Genomic DNA, 17,330 nt, shown 5'->3' with positions numbered 1-17,330 from the left:
AGCAGGCCCCCCACCACAGGTGGGGGGCCTGCTGCCTTTCCCCACCGCGCCGGACCGCCATCCCCGAGCGTCGACCGCCGGTCCGCCCGCCGGACCGCGGACCAGGGACATGGTTCACACGTCCGGTGGTCCCCACGTCATCAGGGCGTCACGTCGGCCCACTAGACTGGCGGCCATGTCCACCATCTCCCGTGACGAGGTCGCGCGTGTCGCCGCGCTGGCGCGGATCGAGCTCCGCCCAGACGAGCTGGACCGCCTCGCCGGCGAGCTCGACGTGATCGTCGAGTCCATCGCCAAGGTGAGCCAGGTCGCCACCCCTGACGTCCCCGCGACGAGCCACCCGCTGCCCATGTCCAACGTGTTCCGTGCCGACGAGCCCCAGCCGGCGTTGCCGGTCGACGACGTGCTCGCCGCTGCGCCGGAGGCCGAAGACGGTCGGTTCGCGGTGCCGCAGATCCTCGGGGAGGAGTGAGATGACGGACCTGACCCGACTCTCGGCCGCCGATCTGGCCGAGAAGCTGCGCCACCGCGAGGTCACCAGCGTCGAGGCGACGCAGGCCTACCTCGACCGCATCGCCGCCGTCGACGGCTCGGTGCACGCCTACCTGCACGTCAACGCCGACGAGGCGCTGGCGACGGCCCGCGACGTCGACGCCCGCCGGGCGGCCGGCGAAGAGCTGCACCCGCTGGCCGGTGTGCCGATCGCCGTCAAGGACGTCGTCGTCACCCAGGGCATGCCGTCGACCGCCGGCTCCAAGATCCTCGAGGGATGGGTGCCGCCGTACGACGCCACCCTGGTGGAGAAGATCCGTGAGGCCGGGCTGCCCATCCTGGGCAAGACCAACATGGACGAGTTCGCCATGGGCTCCTCCACGGAGCACTCCGCCTACGGCAACACCCACAACCCCTGGGACCTCGAGCGGATCCCCGGCGGTTCGGGCGGCGGTTCGGCCGCCGCGGTGGCGGCGTTCACCGCCCCCCTGGCCATCGGCACCGACACCGGCGGGTCCATCCGCCAGCCGGGCGCCGTGACCGGCACCGTGGGCGTGAAGCCGACCTACGGCGGCGTCTCCCGCTACGGCCTCATCGCGCTCGCCTCCAGCCTCGACCAGGCCGGCCCCGTGACCCGGACCGTGCTGGACTCGGCGCTGCTGCACGAGCTCATCGGCGGGCACGACCCGCGCGACTCGACCTCCATCCCGGAGCCGCTGCCGCCGCTCGTCGAGGCCGCGAAGCAGGGCGCGCTCGGCGACCTGTCCGGCGTGAAGGTCGGCGTGGTCAGCCAGCTGCAGGGCGAGGGCTACCAGGCCGGCGTCCAGACGCGCTTCGAGGAGTCCCTGGACCTGCTGCGCCAGGCGGGTGCCGAGGTCGTCGAGGTCTCCTGCCCGCACTTCGAGTACGCGCTCGCCGCCTACTACCTGATCCTGCCCGCCGAGGCCTCCAGCAACCTGGCCAAGTTCGACGGCATGCGCTTCGGCCTGCGGGTCGAGCCCGAGGAGGGCCCGGTCACCGCCGAGCGCGTCATGGCGGCCACCCGCGGCGCCGGGTTCGGCGACGAGGTCAAGCGACGCGTCATCCTGGGCACCTACGCCCTCAGCGCGGGCTACTACGACGCCTACTACGGCAGCGCGCAGAAGGTGCGCACGCTCATCCAGCGCGACTTCGACGAGGCGTTCGCCCAGGTCGACGTCCTGGTGTCCCCGACGGCGCCCACGACGGCGTTCAAGCTCGGCGAGAAGCTGGACGACCCGCTGGCGATGTACCTCAACGACGTCGCGACCATCCCGGCCAACCTGGCGGGCATCCCCGGCATCTCGGTGCCGAACGGCCTGTCGGACGACGGGCTGCCGGTCGGGTTCCAGGTGCTGGCACCGGCCAAGGCCGACGACCGCCTGTACCGTGTCGGCGCCGCCCTGGAGTCCGCCCTGGAGAAGTCCTGGGGCGGCCCGTTGCTCGACCGCGCGCCCGAGCTCGGCTGACGGACCCACGAAGGAGATGACTGTGACCCAGCTGGTCGACTACGCCGACGCGGTCCGACGGTTCGACCCGGTGCTCGGCATCGAGGTGCACGTCGAGCTCGGCACCCGCACCAAGATGTTCTGCCCGGCCGAGGTGTCCTTCGGGGGCGCCCCGAACACCCAGACGACTCCGGTCAGCCTCGGCCTGCCCGGTGCGCTGCCCGTGGTCAACGGCACCGCCGTCGAGTACGCGATCCGGATCGGCCTGGCGCTGAACTGCCAGATCGCCGAGTCCTGCCGGTTCGCCCGGAAGAACTACTTCTACCCGGACGTCCCGAAGAACTTCCAGACCTCCCAGTACGACGAGCCGATCGCGTTCGACGGCTGGCTCGACGTCGAGCTCGAGGACGGCACCATCCACCGGGTCGAGATCGAGCGCGCCCACATGGAGGAGGACGCCGGGAAGAACACGCACGTCGGCGGTGCCGCGGGACGCATCCACGGCGCCGACTACTCCCTGGTGGACTACAACCGAGCGGGGATCCCCCTGGTCGAGATCGTCACCAAGCCGATCACCGGCGTCGGTGACCGGGCCCCCGAGGTGGCACGCGCCTACGTGCAGGCGCTGCGGGACATCTTCCGGGTCCTCGACGTGTCCGAGGCGCGGATGGAGCGCGGCAACGTGCGTGCCGACGTCAACCTCTCCCTGCGGGCGACGCCGGACGCCCCGCTCGGCACCCGGACCGAGACGAAGAACGTGAACTCGTTCCGCTCGGTCGAGCGGGCCGTGCGCTACGAGGTGTCGCGTCAGGCGGCGATCCTGGACGCGGGCGACACCGTGATCCAGGAGACCCGGCACTGGCACGAGGACACCGGCATCACCACCTCCGGGCGTGTGAAGTCCGACGCCGAGGACTACCGGTACTTCCCCGAGCCGGACCTCGTCCCGGTCGAGCCGTCACGCGAGTGGGTCGAGGAGATCCGCGCGGGTCTGCCCGAGCTGCCGCAGGCGCGGCGTCGCCGGCTGCAGGACGAGTGGGGTTACGCCGACGCCGAGATGCGCGACGTCGTCAACGCCGGAGCGCTCGACCTCATCGAGGCCACGATCGCGGCGGGCTCCAGCCCCGCCGCGGCGCGCAAGTGGTGGATGGGTGAGCTCGCCCGCCGTGCCAAGCAGGACGAGGTCGAGCTGGCCGAGCTGTCCATCACGCCGGCGCAGATCGGCGAGCTGCAGGGGCTGATCGACTCCGGCCGGATCAACGACAAGATCGCCCGCCAGGTGCTCGACGGCGTGCTCGCCGGCGAGGGCGACCCGGAGCAGGTCGTCGCCGCGCGCGGTCTGGAGATCGTCTCCGACGACGGTGCGCTGCTGTCCGCGATCGACGAGGCGCTGGCCGCCCAGCCGGACGTCGTCGAGAAGGTCCGCGGTGGCAACCAGGGTCCGGTCGGCGCGATCATCGGCGCGGTGATGAAGTCGACGAAGGGCCAGGCGGACGCCAAGCGCGTGCGTGAGCTGGTGCTGGAGAGGATCGGGTCGTGACACCCCCCGTGCTGCCCGGCGAGATGGTCCGGCTGCGGCCGATCCAGGCCCCCGACGCCGAGCGGCTCTGGGAGTCGCTGCACGACCCGGAGGGCATGCGCCTGACGGGGACGACGGCGAGCTTCACCCGGCAGCAGATCGACGACTGGGCGGCCACGGTCGCCGACCGTGACGGTCGGTTCGACTGGGCCATCACGCCGGCCGCGATGCGCGACGGCGAGCTCGTCAGCGACGACCTGATCGGGGAGATCGTCCTCAACGACATCGACCCGGTCAGCCGCAGCGCCAACCTGCGCCTGCAGATGCTCCCGGACTACCGGGGGCGCGGCTACGGGCGGGAGGCGATCGAGCACGTGCTGCGGTTCGCCTTCGACGACGGACCGGACGGTCTGCGGCTGCACCGCGTCGGCCTGGACGTGCTCAGCATCAACCCGCGGGCCAAGGCGTTGTACGCGTCGCTCGGCTTCGTCGAGGAGGGGCGGCTGCGCGACGCCTACCGCGACGGGGACGACTGGGCCGACGCCATCGTCATGGGCATCCTCGAGGACGAGTACCGCGCGATGGTCCGCGGGTCCTGACCGCGGCACCGCGACGTCGACCGCTTCCGGCCGCGTCTCACCTGCCCCGCTGGAAGTCGTCCAGGCTGACCTTGCGCTCGTGCGCGTGGTCGACCAGGGGCGCCGGGTAGTCGGCCGGCGGGGTGTCCAGCTTCCAGGGCTGGTGCACCCGCCGGCCGGCCACCTCGCGCAGCTCGGGCACCCAGCGGCGCACGTACTCGCCGTCGGGGTCGAACTTCTCGCCCTGGGTGACGGGGTTGAAGATGCGGAAGTAGGGCGCGGCGTCGTGCCCGGTGCCCGCGACCCACTGCCAGTTGAGCTGGTTCTGGGACACGTCGCCGTCCACCAGGTGCGCCATGAAGTGCTCGGCCCCGCGCTGCCACCGCACGTGCAGGTCCTTGACGAGGAACGACGCCACGACCATCCGCACCCGGTTGTGCATCCAGCCGGTGGCGAGCAGCTGCCGCATCCCGGCGTCGACGAACGGGTAGCCGGTCCGTCCCTCCGTCCAGGCCGTCAGCCACTCGGTCTCCTGCTCGCCCCGTGTCCAGGCGTCGTCGGGGACGACGGCGCGCAGCGAGCGGGTGCGGGCGTCCGGCCGGTGGTACAGCACGTCGGCGTGGAACTCCCGCCAGGACAGCTCGGAGCGGAACGTCGCCACGGCCTCGGAGGGGGCGCCGTCGGACTGTGCCGTGGCGAGGTCGGCGAGCATCGTGCGCGGGTGGATCTCGCCCCAGCGCAGGTGCACCGACATCGCCGAGGTGCCGGCCAGGTCGGGTCGGTCCCGCGCGGCGGGGTAGTCCGCCAGCCCGTCGTCCAGGAAGTCACGCCACCGCCGTCGGGCCGCCTCCTCGCCCGCGCGGGGCAGCCGCGCCGTCGGCTCGGGGGAGTGCGGGAGGTCCTCGCCGGGCAGGTCGGCCCACGGGATCTGGCGGGGCCGGTGCACCGGCTCCCGCCAGCCGTGCTCCAGCCAGGCCCGCCGGAACGGGGTGAACACCTGGTACGCGCCGCCGCTCTGCGTGAAGAGCCGACCGGGGGCCACGGCGTACGGGGACCCGGTGCGCACCAGCGGGACGCCCGGACCGTCCAACGCGGCGGCCACCTCGTCGTCGCGTCGTCGGCCGTACGGCTCGTAGCCGGCCGCGGCGTGCACCTCGGCGGCACCGGCCTCGCGCACCACCCGTGGCACGACGTCGACGGGGTCGCCGCGGCGCACCACGAGCCGTCCGCCGCAGGCCTCGTCCAGGGCGCGCAGCGACTCGCGCAGGTAGGCGAGCCGGTTGGCGCCGGCCCGGCGCCACAGGACGTCGTCCAGGACGTAGAGGCCGACGACGGCGGAGTCGTCGGCCCGCGCGGTCTCCAGCGCGGCCAGCAGGGCCGGGTTGTCGGCCAGGCGCAGGTCGCGCCGGAACCACATCACGGTCGTGGGCATGCGGCCACCGTACGGTGCCCGTCCCGTCGGCGCCGGGGGAGCCGTGGGCCCGGTGACCAGCACGCGGGACGGGCGTCCCAGCATCCGGCACGACGGCGTACGCTGCGCAGGCACGTCGCTCACGGTGCGTCCGTGGGCCGGTCCGAAGGAGCATGCAGATGAGCCGCCCCCTGCGTTCGCGCACGTCCACCCACGGCCGCAACATGTCCGGCGCCCGCGCCCTGTGGCGCGCCACCGGCATGGGCTCGGAGGACTTCGGCAAGCCGATCGTCGCGATCGCGAACTCCTACACCCAGTTCGTCCCGGGGCACGTGCACCTCAAGGACATGGGCGATCTCGTCGCGGGCGCGATCCGCGAGGCCGGGGGAGTCGCCAAGGAGTTCAACACCATCGCCGTCGACGACGGCATCGCGATGGGCCACGGCGGCATGCTCTACTCGCTGCCCAGCCGCGACCTCATCGCCGACTCGGTGGAGTACATGGTCAACGCGCACTGCGCGGACGCGCTGGTGTGCATCTCCAACTGCGACAAGATCACCCCGGGCATGCTCAACGCGGCGCTGCGGCTGAACATCCCCGTCGTCTTCGTCTCCGGCGGGCCGATGGAGGCCGGCAAGGCGGTCGTCGCCGACGGCGTCGCGCGGACGAACCTCAACCTCGTCAACGCGATCAACTACGCGGCGGACGAGAACGTCTCCGACGAAGCGCTGGCGAAGGTCGAGGAGAACGCCTGCCCGACCTGCGGCTCCTGCTCGGGCATGTTCACCGCGAACTCGATGAACTGCCTCACCGAGGCGCTCGGGCTGTCGCTGCCGGGCAACGGCTCGACGCTGGCCACGCACTCCGCGCGCAAGGAGCTGTTCCTCGAGGCCGGGCGCACCGTCGTCGAGCTGGCGAAGCGCTACTACGACGACTCCGACGACACCGCGGCCCCACGGGGGATCGCCACCAAGGAGGCGTTCGCCAACGCGATGGCGCTCGACGTCGCCATGGGCGGGTCGACCAACACCGTGCTGCACGTGCTGGCCGCCGCGCAGGAGGCCGAGGTCGACTTCACGCTGCGCGACATCGAGGACATCTCGCGGCGGGTGCCGTGCCTGAGCAAGGTCGCCCCCAACCACCCGGACTTCCACATGGAGGACGTCCACCGGGCCGGTGGCATCCCGGCGCTGCTCGGCGAGCTGCACCGTGGCGGGCTGCTGGAGAAGGACGTCACCAGCGTGCACACCCCGACGCTGCAGGAGTGGCTGGACGACTGGGACGTGCGCGGCGGGAAGGCCACCGAGCAGGCCACCGAGCTGTTCCACGCCGCCCCGGGCGGGGTGCGCACCACCCAGGCCTTCTCGACCGAGAACCGCTGGGAGTCCCTCGACACCGACGCCGCCGAGGGCTGCATCCGCGACGTCCAGCACGCCTACACCGCCGACGGCGGTCTGGCCGTGCTGCGCGGCAACCTCGCCGAGGACGGCGCCGTGTTCAAGACCGCCGGTGTCGACCCGGACGTCTTCCACTTCACCGGTCGGGCGCTCGTGTGCGAGTCGCAGGACGAGGCGGTCGAGAAGATCCTCACCAAGCAGGTCGAGCCCGGGCACGTCGTGGTGGTGCGCTACGAGGGCCCCGCCGGCGGTCCCGGCATGCAGGAGATGCTCTACCCGACCTCGTTCCTCAAGGGCCGCGGGCTGGGCAAGGTCTGCGCGCTCATCACCGACGGCCGCTTCTCCGGCGGGTCGTCCGGCGTCTCCATCGGGCACGTCTCCCCGGAGGCGGCCGCCGGCGGCGTCATCGGTCTGGTCGAGGACGGCGACGAGATCGAGATCGACGTCGAGTCCCGCTCCGTGCGTCTGAACGTCCCCGACGAGGTGCTCGCCGAGCGCCGCGCCGCGATGGAGTCCTCGGCGACCCCGTGGCAGCCGAAGGACCGCGACCGGTACGTCTCGCCGGCCCTGCGGGCCTACGCCGCCATGGCGACGAGCGCGGACAAGGGCGCGGTGCGCGACGTCGACCTCGTCGCGCGGCGCTGAGCGTGCGGGTCGTCGACCTCTCCGCGGCCGACGTCGATGCCGTCCAGCGGCTGCTCGCCGACGACGGCGGGTACGCGCGGCGTGTCTCCGGGCGTCCGCCGAGCCGTCAGGACGCGGTCGACGCCCTCACGTCGCATCCGCCGGGCACGACGCCGGACGCGAAGCACGTCCTCGGGATCCTCGACGACGCGGGTGTGCTCGTGGGGCTGGCCGACGTGATCCGCGGCTGGCCCACCGCCGACCAGGCGCACCTGGGCCTGCTCGCGATCGCCGCGAGCCGGCACCGGCAGGGGCTGGGCCGGGCGCTCCACGCGGCGGTCGAGGAGCGTGCGGAGACGTGGCCGGAGATCGTCCGTCTGCGGCTCGGCGTCGTCGACACCAACCGTGCGGCGGCGGAACCGTTCTGGCGTGCCCTGGGGTACGCGCCGACCGGCGAGTCGGCGCCGTTCGTCTCCGGGAGCGTGCGGACCCGGGCGCGCATCTGGGTCCGTCCGGTCCCGCGCCGGGAGACCGCCGGGCCGCGTGCCGCCGTCGGCCCTAGCCTGAGGGCATGACGAGCACCGACGCCGGAACCACCCCCGACCTCAAGCCCCGTTCCCGTCAGGTCACCGACGGTCTGGAGGCCACCGCCGCGCGCGGGATGCTGCGCGCCGTCGGCCTGGGGGACGACGACTTCGCCAAACCGCAGATCGGCGTCGCGAGCTCATGGAACGAGATCACGCCCTGCAACCTGTCGCTGGACCGGCTCGCCGGTGCGGTGAAGAACGGCGTGCACGCCGGCGGCGGGTACCCGCTCGAGTTCGGCACGATCTCCGTCTCGGACGGCATCTCGATGGGTCACGAGGGGATGCACTTCTCGCTGGTCTCCCGGGACGTCATCGCCGACTCCGTCGAGACGGTGATGCAGGCCGAGCGCCTGGACGGCTCGGTGCTGCTGGCCGGCTGCGACAAGTCCCTGCCCGGCATGCTCATGGCGGCCGCCCGGCTGGACCTGGCCAGCGTGTTCCTCTACGCGGGCTCGATCATGCCCGGCTGGGTCAAGCTCTCGGACGGCACCGAGAAGGACGTGACGATCATCGACGCCTTCGAGGCGGTCGGGGCGTGCTCGCGGGGGCTGATGTCCCGCGAGGACGTCGACCGCATCGAGCGGGCCATCTGCCCGGGCGAGGGCGCCTGCGGCGGGATGTACACGGCGAACACCATGGCCTCGGCCGCCGAGGCGCTGGGCATGTCCCTGCCGGGGTCCGCGGCCCCGCCGTCGGCCGACCGGCGGCGGGACACGTTCGCCCACGCCTCCGGCGAGGCGGTCGTGGAGATGCTGCGCCGCGGCATCACCGCGCGCGACATCCTGACCAAGCAGGCGTTCGAGAACGCCATCGCCGTGGTCATGGCGTTCGGCGGGTCCACGAACGCCGTGCTGCACCTGCTCGCCATCGCCCACGAGGCCGACGTCGAGCTCACCCTGGAGGACTTCGACCGCGTGGCGAGCCAGGTCCCGCACCTGGGCGACCTCAAGCCGTTCGGCCGCTACGTCATGAACGACGTGGACCGCATCGGCGGGGTCCCCGTGATCATGAAGGCCCTGCTGGACGCCGGTCTGCTCCACGGCGACTGCCTCACCGTCACCGGGCGCACCGTCAGTGAAAACTTGGCGGACCTCACCCCTCCTGACCCGGACGGCAAGATCCTGCGTGCCCTGGACGCCCCGATCCACCCGACCGGCGGCATCACGATCCTGCACGGGTCGCTCGCCCCGGACGGCGCCGTGGTCAAGAGCGCCGGGTTCGACTCCGACGTCTTCGAGGGCACGGCGCGGGTCTTCGAGCGGGAGCGGCACGCCCTCGACGCGCTGGAGGACGGCACGATCACGGCCGGGGACGTCGTCGTCATCCGCTACGAGGGCCCGAAGGGCGGCCCGGGCATGCGCGAGATGCTCGCCATCACCGGGGCGATCAAGGGCGCGGGGCTCGGCAAGGACGTCCTGCTCGTCACCGACGGCCGGTTCTCCGGCGGCACCACGGGCCTGTGCGTGGGGCACATCGCCCCCGAAGCCGTCGACGCCGGGCCGATCGCGTTCGTGCGCGACGGCGACCGGATCCGCCTGGACGTCGCGGCCAAGACGCTCGACCTGCTCGTCGACGCCGACGAGCTGGCCGCCCGGCACACCGACGACTGGCGGCCCGTGCCGCACGGCTACACCCGCGGGGTGCTCGCCAAGTACACGAAGCTCGTGCAGTCCGCGTCGAAGGGCGCCGTGCTCGGCTGAGCACGCGCGAGCGGCCCCCGACCACGGCACGGTAGGTGGATCGCACCGGCCACCGCGGGAGGGACCATGGCCACCGAGTCCGACGAGATCACCCCGGACGCCTTCGAGAAGGCCGACAGCTCCGGGCACTGGAGGGTGCTGGCACACGGCGCCTGCGCGCTGTTCCGTCCCACCGCACCGGGGGCCGGGGCCGTGCTGCTCGAGGACATCAAGGTGCTCGCCGACGCCGCGAACCACCACCCCGACGTCGACCTGCGCCCCGACGGTGTCGTCGTGCGGTGCGTCTCGCACGACGTCGGCGGGCTGAGCCGCCGCGACGTGGCCCTGGCGCAGGACATCTCGGCCGCGGCCGAGCGGGTGGGCCTGACACCCGACCCGGCGGCGCTGCGGGACGTCGAGCTGACGATCGACGCCACCGACCGCGAGCGCGTCATGCCGTTCTGGGAGGTCGTGCTCGGCCACCGCCGGGCCGGTGACGAGGACCTGCTCGACCCGGACGCCCGGTGGCCCGGCATCTGGTTCCAGCAGATGGACGAGCCCCGGCCCTTGCGCAACCGGCTGCACCTGGACGTCTTCGTCCCGCACGACGACCGACCCACGCGTGTCCAGGCGGCGCTCGCGGCGGGCGGCCGGCTCACGACCGAGGAGTTCGTCCCGCACTGGTGGACCCTCGCGGACCCCGAGGGCAACGAGGCCGACGTCGAGGCGTGGGAGGGCTTCGAGGAGGATCTCCCCGAGGGCCTGGTCTCCCCGGACGCGTTCCGCGCCGCGGACGGGGTGGACGACTGGCGCGTCCTGCAGGGGGCGTGCGCGCGCTACGTGACCGGCGGGTTCGACGCCGGGGTCGACCTCGCGGCGACCGCCCAACGCCTCGCCGACGACGCCGGGGTGCGGCTCTCCACGGACCTGCGGTTCGGCCACGTCACCTTCCGCGTCGGCGCCCCCGAGGACGGCTGGATCGACGACGCCGCGCTCGACCTGGCGCGCCGCATCCAGGCCGCCGCCCGTGCAGCCGGCGTGGAGCCGGACCCGGGTGCCCTGCGGGACGTCCAGCTCACCTTCGACGCCCTCGACGTCGACGCCGTGCGCCGGTTCTGGGCCGCGGCCCTCGGGTACGCCACCCGGGAGGACGCCGACCTGTACGACCCGCTGCTGCGTGGCCCGTCCGTCTTCATCCAGCAGATGGACGCACCCCGCGAGCAGCGCAACCGGATCCACGTCGACCTGTTCGTCCCGGCGGACGTGGCCGACGAGCGGGTCGCCGCCGCGGTGGCCGCCGGGGGCCGGGTCGTGTACGACGCCGAGGCGCCGCTGTGGCGTACCGTCGCGGACCCGGAGGGCAACGAGATCGACATCGCCGTCTCGATCGGAAGGGACCAGGACCATGAGTGACCGCATCACCCCCGCGCAGTTCCACGACGCCGCCGGGACCGAGGACTGGCAGGCGCCCGAGGACGGGCCGGCGACCGCGACGTTCCGCACCGGGGCCTTCACCACCGGGGTGCGGCTGGTCGAGGAGATCGGGGAGCTGGCCGAGGCCGCGAACCACCACCCGGACGTCGACCTGCGGTACGCCACCGTCGTCGTGCGCACGACGTCCCACGACATCGGCGGGCTCAGCGAACGGGACGCGGCGCTCGCGGCCCGGATCTCGGAGGCGGCCCGCGAGCTCGACATCCCCGCCGACCGACCGTCGTCCGGCTGATCGACCGCCCTGTCCCGGGTGCCCGCCGGGCCGCTATGCTCCGCAGCACACCCGGCGTCCGTCCAGGTGGGAGCGGGCGGCGCGGCCCGCGGGGGCCACCGGGAGGCATGTGGTGATCGACGGGGAGCTGGCGGTCGAGACGCGCGGTCTGCGCAAGTCGTTCCGCACCCTGCGGGGGCGTCGGGTCGGTGTCGAGAACCTGGACCTGCGGGTCCCCGTCGGAGGCGTGCACGGGTTCCTCGGACCGAACGGGTCCGGGAAGACCACGACGATCCGCATGCTGCTGGGTCTGGCCCGTCCCGACCGGGGCACGGCCACGATCTTCGGTCACGAGGTGCCGCGGCACCTGCCCGACGTCGTGGGCCGGGTCGGTGCGATCGTCGAGAGCCCCCGGTTCTTCCCGGCGTTCACCGGGCGGTCGAACCTGCGGCTGCTGGCCGACGCCATCGGCACGCCGCGCGACCGGGTCGACGCGGTGCTCGAGGAGGTCGGTCTCAGCGGCCGCGCCGGGGACCCCTACCGGACCTACTCGCTGGGCATGAAGCAGCGGCTGGCCATCGGCGCGACGCTGCTCAAGGACCCCGATCTGCTCATCTTCGACGAGCCGACCAACGGGCTCGACCCGGCGGGGATCCACGAGATCCGGCGGACCATGCGGGACCTGGCCGACCGCGGCAGGACGGTGCTGGTCTCCAGCCACATCCTCGCCGAGGTCCAGCAGGTGGCCGACTCGGTCTCCATCGTGGCCCGCGGACGGCTGATCGCCGAGGGCCGGGTCGCCGACCTCGTGGCCGGGCAGGCCGGGCAGGCGGTGCGGGTCGGGCTCGCGTCCGACGAGGTCGCGGTCGCCGCGAGCGTGCTCGGCGCCCGCGGGCTGTCGGTCGAGCGCGACGGTGCGGCGCTCGTCGTCGAGGGTGCCGGGGCGGCCGCCGTGAACCGGATGCTCGGCGAGCAGGGGGTGTGGGCCCGTGAGCTCGCCCCGCGGCAGGTCGACCTGGAGTCGGTCTTCCTCGGGCTGACGCAGACCGAGACGGCGGGGGAGAGCGTCTGATGCGCCTGGTCGGGGTCGAGCTGCGGCGACTGTGGATGCGCCGCGTGACGTGGGGTGGGCTGCTGCTGGCGCTCGTGGTCGCGGGGCTCGCCGTCGTGACCCAGATCGGCGCGGCGCAGCCGCCGTCGGCGCAGGAGATCGCCCAGGCGGAGCGCTACTACGCCGAGCAGGCGGAGTGGTGGCAGGAGAACGGCGAACAGGAGACGGCCAGCTGCCGGGAGGCCCAGGCGGCGGAGCCGGGTGCCGACTACGGGTGCGACCGGCTGGAACCCCAGCTCGAGCAGTTCCTGCCGTCGAGCTCGACCTTCGTGTGGCACGAGACCTCCGGCTCCTCGGCGACCGGCGGGCTGACCGGGACGGAGACCGCCGCCGCGGCCCTCTCGGCAGAGGTCGCCGCCGTGCAGGAGTCCCTGTGGTCGGGCTGGTCGAGCCTCTCCTCCGCCGCGCGGAGTGCCGCGCCGGCCTTCCTCATGCTGGCCTTCGTCGTCGGCGTCAGCTTCGTCACGGCGGAGCAGCGCACGGGGGCGCTGGGGCTGTGGCTGACCTTCGAGCCCCGCCGCTCGCGCGTCTACGGGTCGAAGGCGGCCGCCGCCGCGCTGGGGACGGCGCCGCTGGTCCTCGGGGGCTGGCTGGCCACCGTCGGTGGCCTCTACGCGCTGCACGCCGCCGTCGGGACCGTCGGGACGGTGTCGGGGGACGACTGGGCCCAGATCGCCGCGTTCTCGGGACGGCTGCTCCTGGCCGGGGCGCTGTGCGCCGCCGCGGGTGTCGCCCTGGGGGTGCTGCTGCGCCACGCGGCCTCGGCCATCGGTGGAGCGGCGCTCCTGCTGTGGGCGAGCGCCGGCTTCGCGTTCACGCTGGGGACCGCGCAGCGCTGGCTGCCGGTGCTGAACCTGGACGCCTGGCTCCGGGACGGCGCGATCTACCAGTACCCCGCGAGGGCGGCCGACCCGTCCGGGGAGGCTTCGGTCCCGTGGCTGACCGGCGTGGTCGGCGGTGCGCACGGCGGGCTGTACTGGCTGGCGGTCGTGGCCGTGCTGACGCTCGTCGCCGGTGCCGTGTTCTGCCGGCGTGACCTCGACTGACCGCCCCCGGTCGCAGCGGCGTCCCATCATCTGGGACGTTCCGACCAGCGCGTGACATCCGCGGCCCGACGGCGTAACGTGCGTCACGTGCAGACGATCATCCTTGTAGTACTTCCTGGGCGCGCCGGCTGAGGCCACGTTCCGGACTTCGTCAGCGCGCTCACCCCTCGTTCGTCCCCCTTGTGGTCGGGACCGAGGGGTTTTTCATTGCACAGAGACACCCCGCACACCCCAGATTCCGTTCCAGCGGCAGGAGAGACCGATGGGCCAGCCGAACCCGACACCCGCCCACGTGGCAGCGCGCACCGCTCCGCGCCCGGTCGAGCACCGGGTCGAGGAGCAGGTCACGGGCGCGCAGTCGATCGTCCGGTCGCTCGAGGAGATCGGCGTCGACACCGTCTTCGGCATCCCCGGCGGTGCGATCCTGCCGACCTACGACCCGCTGATGGACTCCCAGAAGCTGCGGCACATCCTGGTGCGCCACGAGCAGGGCGGCGGGCACGCGGCGTCCGGGTACGCCCACGCCACTGGGCGGGTCGGGGTGACGATGGCGACCTCGGGCCCCGGGGCGACCAACCTCGTCACGCCGCTGGCCGACGCCAACATGGACTCCGTGCCGATGGTCGCGATCACCGGTCAGGTCGCCGGCCCCGCCATCGGGACGGACGCCTTCCAGGAGGCGGACATCGTCGGCATCACGATGCCGATCACCAAGCACTCCTACCTGGTCAAGGACGCCGACGACATCCCGCGGACCATCGCCGAGGCCTTCCACATCGCCTCGACCGGTCGCCCGGGCCCCGTGCTGGTCGACATCGCCAAGTCCGCGATGCAGGCCCGGACGACGTTCTCCTGGCCGCAGCAGCTGACGCTGCCGGGCTACCACCCGGTGACCAAGCCGCACGCCAAGCAGATCCGGGAGGCCGCCAAGCTGCTGGCCACGGCGCGTCGCCCGGTGCTGTACGTCGGCGGCGGGGCCGTGCGTTCCGGCGCCGCGGCCGAGCTGCGCCGCCTGGTGGACGTCTCGGGCGCTGCGGTCGTGACGACGCTGATGGCCCGGGGCGCGGTCCCCGACTCCCACCCGCAGCACCTGGGCATGCCGGGCATGCACGGCACGGTGCCCGCCGTGGCCGCGCTGCAGAAGGCCGACCTCATCGTCGCCCTCGGCGCGCGCTTCGACGACCGGGTCACCGGCAAGCTGTCCAGCTTCGCCCCGCACGCGGCGATCGTCCACGCGGACATCGACCCGGCCGAGATCGGCAAGAACCGCGCCGTCGACGTGCCGATCGTCGGCGACCTGCGCGAGGTCGTCGCCGACCTGGTGCCCGCCCTCGAGGCGGAGCACGACAAGGTCGGCAGACCCGACATCGAGGCGTGGTGGCACCAGATCGACACCTGGCGCGAGACCTACCCGCTCGGTTACAGCTCCACCGACGACGGCCACCTGGCTCCCCAGTCGGTGATCTCCCGGCTCGGCGAGATCGTGGGACCCGACGGGATCTACGTGGCGGGCGTCGGCCAGCACCAGATGTGGGCCGCCCAGTTCATCCGCTACGAGCGCCCCAACACCTGGATCAACTCCGGCGGGCTCGGGACCATGGGGTACTCCATCCCGGCGGCGATGGGGGCCAAGGTCGGCGAACCCGACCGCGACGTGTGGGCGATCGACGGCGACGGCTGCTTCCAGATGACCAACCAGGAGCTGGCCACCTGCGCGATCAACGACATCCCGATCAAGGTCGCGCTGATCAACAACAGCTCGCTCGGGATGGTCCGCCAGTGGCAGACCCTCTTCTACAACGAGCGGTACTCCAACACGGACCTGCACACCGGCCACGGCACCGCCCGCATCCCCGACTTCGTCAAGCTCGCCGAGGCCTACGGCTGCGTCGGCATCCGCGTGGAGCACGAGAACGAGGTCGACGCCGCGATCAAGAAGGCCCAGGAGATCGACGACCGGCCCGTGGTGGTCGACTTCACCGTCTCGCGGGACGCGATGGTGTGGCCGATGGTCGCGGCCGGGGTCAGCAACGACGACATCCAGTACGCGCGGGGCATCTCGCCGGCCTGGGAACGAGAGGACTGAGCCGATGAGCCGTCACACGTTGTCCGTGCTGGTCGAGGACAAGCCGGGTGTCCTGACCCGCGTCGCCGGGCTCTTCGCCCGTCGCGCGTTCAACATCCAGTCCCTGGCGGTGGGCCCGACCGAGCACGAGGAGATCTCGCGGATCACCGTCGTGGTCGACGTCGAGGACCACCCGCTGGAGCAGGTCACCAAGCAGCTCAACAAGCTGGTCCACGTCATCAAGATCGTCGAGCTCGACCCGGAGGCGTCCGTCCAGCGCGAGCTCCTGCTCGTCAAGGTCAAGGCGGACCCGACCACCCGGTCGGGGGTGCTCGAGGTCGTCGAGCTCTTCCGGGCCAAGGTCGTCGACGTCGTGCCCGACACGGTCGTCGTCGAGGCCACCGGGACCGGGGCCAAGCTCGAGGCCCTGCTGACCGCCCTCGAGCCGTACGGCATCCGCGAGATCGTCAAGTCCGGGACCCTCGCCGTCGGGCGCGGGTCGCGATCCATCACCGACCGGGCGCTGGAGCGGGTCCGCAGCGCCTGAGACGCCTGCGCCCCGTCACCCCGTGCCTGCCAGAATCCCCCTGACGCGTCACACCCTGAAGAAAGAGGAGCACCACCGTGGCTGAGATGTTCTACGAGGATGCCGCCGACCTGTCCATCATCCAGAGCAAGAAGGTCGCCGTCATCGGCTACGGCAGCCAGGGCCACGCCCACGCGCTGAACCTGCGCGACTCGGGTGTCGACGTCCGCGTCGGCCTGCGCGACGGCTCGTCGTCGGCCGCCAAGGCCGAGGAGCAGGGCCTGAAGGTCCTGCCCGTGGCCGAGGCCGTCGCCGAGGCCGACGTCGTCGTCATCCTGGCCCCGGACCAGGTCCAGCGGGACCTGTACCGCGACGAGATCGCCCCGAACCTGCGGGACGGCGCCGCCCTGGTCTTCGGCCACGGCTTCAACATCCGCTTCGGCTACATCAAGCCCGAGGCCGGCCACGACGTCTTCATGGTCGCCCCCAAGGGCCCCGGCCACCTCGTGCGCCGCGAGTACGTCGACGGCCGTGGCGTGCCGGTCATCGTGGCCGTCGAGCAGGACGCCTCGGGCACGGCCTGGGACACCGCGCTGTCCTACGCCGCCGGCATCGGCGGCCTGCGTGCCGGGGGCATCAAGACCACGTTCACCGAGGAGACCGAGACCGACCTGTTCGGCGAGCAGGCCGTGCTGTGCGGCGGCGCCTCCCAGCTCGTCCAGTACGGCTTCGAGGTGCTCACCGAGGCCGGCTACCAGCCCGAGGTCGCCTACTTCGAGGTGCTGCACGAGCTGAAGCTCATCGTCGACCTGATGGTCGAGGGCGGCATCGCCAAGCAGCGCTGGTCCGTGTCCGACACCGCGGAGTACGGCGACTACGTCTCCGGGCCGCGCGTGATCTCGCCCGAGGTCAAGCAGAACATGAAGGCCGTCCTCGCCGACATCCAGTCGGGTGCCTTCGCCGAGCGCTTCATCGCCGACCAGGACGCCGGCGCCCCGGAGTTCACGGAGCTGCGGGCCAAGGCGGAGAACCACCCGATCGAGGCCACCGGCCGCGAGCTGCGCAAGATGTTCTCGTGGATCAAGCCGGCCGACTCCGACTACACGGAGGGCACCGCCGCTCGC

The 17,330-nt window shown here is 72.7% G+C and carries 15 protein-coding genes; 14 read left to right on the top strand and 1 reads right to left on the bottom strand.

Annotated features, from left to right (window positions below):
* The first annotated feature begins 175 nt into the window (after window positions 1–175).
* The 4 genes from gatC to HLI28_RS14855 are packed head-to-tail and all read left to right on the top strand — an operon-like array spanning window position 176 to window position 4,076.
* Entirely contained in the window at window positions 176–472 is a 297-nt protein-coding gene (gene gatC / locus HLI28_RS14870) for an Asp-tRNA(Asn)/Glu-tRNA(Gln) amidotransferase subunit GatC (protein WP_171248360.1), read from the top strand.
* Between the two features lies 1 nt (window position 473).
* Window positions 474–1,979, top strand: coding sequence for an Asp-tRNA(Asn)/Glu-tRNA(Gln) amidotransferase subunit GatA (gatA, locus tag HLI28_RS14865; RefSeq protein WP_171248359.1), 1,506 nt, complete (start codon window positions 474–476; stop codon window positions 1,977–1,979).
* Between the two features lie 16 nt (window positions 1,980–1,995).
* Entirely contained in the window at window positions 1,996–3,498 is a 1,503-nt protein-coding gene (gene gatB / locus HLI28_RS14860) for an Asp-tRNA(Asn)/Glu-tRNA(Gln) amidotransferase subunit GatB (RefSeq protein ID WP_171248358.1), read from the top strand.
* 23 nt (window positions 3,499–3,521) lie between these two features.
* Window positions 3,522–4,076 (top strand): GNAT family N-acetyltransferase, encoded by a 555-nt coding sequence (locus HLI28_RS14855; protein ID WP_216077837.1) that lies wholly within the window; start codon window positions 3,522–3,524, stop codon window positions 4,074–4,076.
* 37 nt (window positions 4,077–4,113) lie between these two features.
* On the opposite strand, the gene HLI28_RS14850 is transcribed toward HLI28_RS14855, so the two are convergent.
* Window positions 4,114–5,487 carry a cryptochrome/photolyase family protein gene (locus tag HLI28_RS14850; protein ID WP_171248356.1) on the bottom strand — a complete coding sequence of 458 codons (1,374 nt, stop codon included), beginning with the start codon at window positions 5,485–5,487 and terminating at the stop codon, window positions 4,114–4,116.
* A 158-nt stretch (window positions 5,488–5,645) separates the two neighbouring features.
* Here HLI28_RS14850 and ilvD (HLI28_RS14845) point away from each other — a divergent pair, with 158 nt between their 5' ends.
* From ilvD (HLI28_RS14845) to ilvC, 10 genes are all read left to right on the top strand, one after another.
* Window positions 5,646–7,508, top strand: a complete 1,863-nt coding sequence (gene ilvD, locus HLI28_RS14845; protein ID WP_171248355.1) for a dihydroxy-acid dehydratase — start codon at window positions 5,646–5,648, stop codon at window positions 7,506–7,508.
* A 2-nt stretch (window positions 7,509–7,510) separates the two neighbouring features.
* Window positions 7,511–8,062 carry a GNAT family N-acetyltransferase gene (locus HLI28_RS14840; RefSeq protein WP_171248354.1) on the top strand — a complete coding sequence of 184 codons (552 nt, stop codon included), beginning with the start codon at window positions 7,511–7,513 and terminating at the stop codon, window positions 8,060–8,062.
* Entirely contained in the window at window positions 8,059–9,774 is a 1,716-nt protein-coding gene (ilvD, locus tag HLI28_RS14835; RefSeq protein ID WP_171248353.1) for a dihydroxy-acid dehydratase, read from the top strand. The genes HLI28_RS14840 and ilvD (HLI28_RS14835) overlap by 4 nt, the downstream gene beginning before the upstream one ends.
* A 66-nt stretch (window positions 9,775–9,840) precedes the next feature.
* Window positions 9,841–11,166 carry a VOC family protein gene (locus HLI28_RS14830; protein WP_171248352.1) on the top strand — a complete coding sequence of 442 codons (1,326 nt, stop codon included), beginning with the start codon at window positions 9,841–9,843 and terminating at the stop codon, window positions 11,164–11,166.
* The gene (locus HLI28_RS14825) at window positions 11,159–11,479 is read left to right on the top strand and encodes a 4a-hydroxytetrahydrobiopterin dehydratase (RefSeq protein WP_171248351.1); all 321 of its coding nucleotides are present in this window, start codon (window positions 11,159–11,161) and stop codon (window positions 11,477–11,479) included. The genes HLI28_RS14830 and HLI28_RS14825 overlap by 8 nt, the downstream gene beginning before the upstream one ends.
* Before the next feature lie 109 nt (window positions 11,480–11,588).
* Window positions 11,589–12,530, top strand: coding sequence for an ATP-binding cassette domain-containing protein (locus HLI28_RS14820; RefSeq protein WP_171248350.1), 942 nt, complete (start codon window positions 11,589–11,591; stop codon window positions 12,528–12,530).
* Window positions 12,530–13,615 carry an ABC transporter permease subunit gene (locus HLI28_RS14815; protein WP_171248349.1) on the top strand — a complete coding sequence of 362 codons (1,086 nt, stop codon included), beginning with the start codon at window positions 12,530–12,532 and terminating at the stop codon, window positions 13,613–13,615. Before HLI28_RS14820 ends, HLI28_RS14815 begins: the two co-directional genes overlap by 1 nt.
* 262 nt (window positions 13,616–13,877) lie before the next feature.
* Entirely contained in the window at window positions 13,878–15,701 is a 1,824-nt protein-coding gene (locus HLI28_RS14810) for an acetolactate synthase large subunit (RefSeq protein WP_171248348.1), read from the top strand.
* 4 nt (window positions 15,702–15,705) lie between these two features.
* The gene (gene ilvN / locus HLI28_RS14805) at window positions 15,706–16,227 is read left to right on the top strand and encodes an acetolactate synthase small subunit (RefSeq protein WP_171248347.1); all 522 of its coding nucleotides are present in this window, start codon (window positions 15,706–15,708) and stop codon (window positions 16,225–16,227) included.
* 77 nt (window positions 16,228–16,304) lie between these two features.
* The coding region (ilvC, locus tag HLI28_RS14800) for a ketol-acid reductoisomerase (RefSeq protein ID WP_304604429.1) at window positions 16,305–17,330 on the top strand (1,026 nt) is incomplete at its 3' end.

The sequence above is a fragment of the Isoptericola sediminis genome (assembly GCF_013085345.1).
Lineage (GTDB): Bacteria > Actinomycetota > Actinomycetes > Actinomycetales > Cellulomonadaceae > Isoptericola > Isoptericola sediminis.
This window is presented reverse-complemented; position numbering and strand designations above follow the sequence as displayed.